This is a genomic window from Paraburkholderia sp. CNPSo 3272, from assembly GCF_024206495.1.
Classification (GTDB): Bacteria; Pseudomonadota; Gammaproteobacteria; order Burkholderiales; family Burkholderiaceae; genus Paraburkholderia.
Window position 1 is genome coordinate 1 of the sequence record NZ_JAMBPQ010000094.1, and the last position, 1,407, is coordinate 1,407.

A 1,407-nucleotide genomic window follows, 5' to 3' on the forward strand; every position below is an offset into this window, starting at 1 on the left:
GGCTCTTTTGAATTTGGAGTGGGTGATGCGACTCACGAGGCATGCGGGTTGAAGCCGGAGAAGTCGAGCTTGCCGGCAACGAGAAAGAGGACCGTGCGCATTGTCGTGAAGCGCGTGTAACCGCGAGCCTTTCGCTTGGCCGCTTGAAACAAGCCGTTGATGGCTTCAATGAAGCCGTTGGTCTGGCGGGTCTGAGTCCAGGCGACGATGCCGTCGAAGTGCCGACGTATCAGACGCGCAACGTCCTTCATTGGCTCGACTTTTGAGCGCATGACATTGGTGCACCACTGCCGCAACATCTCGGAGACAACATGGATTTGCTTGCGTTCGAGAATCTCGCGCAGTTGCTCGCGATACAGCCATGCGCGGGCGGTGCGCCTGGTGGCGTACTGCCTGACAAGCGCCTCGAGGTCGGTCAATTGCGCAAGATTCAGTTTGTTGGCGTCCTTGAGCAGCGTCCAGCGCATCCCTTTGAGTTCCGGGTCGGCTTTCTGTTGTTGGCGGCGCACCATATCAAGCGCCTTGGACGCATGGGCGACGACGTGAAACTTGTCGAATGTCACTCGCGCATTGGGCAGATGTTCGCTCACGCCCTTAATGAACGCGGGCGACATGTCGATGCTTGCGGAGGTGACTTGCTCGGGCGTGCCGTTGTGCTGGCTAAGGTACGCCGCAAAGCGCTCAATCGTCTTCGCGTCGCGGCCGGGCGTGACGAACACGACGCGGCGCGCCTGCATATCGGCGACCAGCGTCAGATACTCGTGGCCGCGCCGGTACGAGGTCTCGTCAATAGCTACCGTGCTCACGTCCGACAGGTTCGCCGACGCGAGCGCGAGTTCCACATAGCGCGAACAGATGGCATGCACCCGGTGCCACGACAGATTGACGATGCGCGCCACAGCGGCAAACGGCATCTGCTGCGCCAGCATCAGCACCAGCGCTTCGAACAGCAACGTGAAGCCGTCGAGTTGGCCAACCCAATTCGGCTGCGCGAGCCGTACCGAGCCGTCTGGCAAGCGCACGCGCGGCACCCGCACTTCCAGATAGCACTCGTGCTGGAAGAAATTCAGGTGGCGCAACCGCTTGATTTGCGTGTCATGCACTGGGTGCTCACCGGCAACCCCGGGGTAAGCGAAGCGGCTGCCAGCGACAAAGTCCACGGCAATCGTGAGTTGTCGTTTGGCCGTATCAAAGTCGACACCTTGCACGTACCACGGTGCCTTGATTCCCAAGGCGGCTTCAAAGAGTTGATTCGTCACTCGCATCGTCCCGCATGTCTGATTGCAGCATTCTGCCGCAACCAGCCATGCGCCAGCTTGTCGATTCAAAGCCCCTCAAGGGTTCCCTGCGCCGGGCTCACGCCCGCCCTTGACCCGCCAAACCGCCCACTCGGATTTCAAAAGAGGC

General features: G+C 60.4%; 1 protein-coding gene. It reads right to left on the reverse strand.

Features of this window, described 5'->3' with window-relative positions; translation table 11 throughout:
- Positions 1-32: 32 nt before the first annotated feature.
- Complete coding sequence (locus M3I53_RS37855) at positions 33-1,259, reverse strand: ISL3 family transposase (protein ID WP_028209167.1); 1,227 nt, start codon at positions 1,257-1,259, stop codon at positions 33-35.
- Positions 1,260-1,407 lie beyond the last annotated feature (148 nt).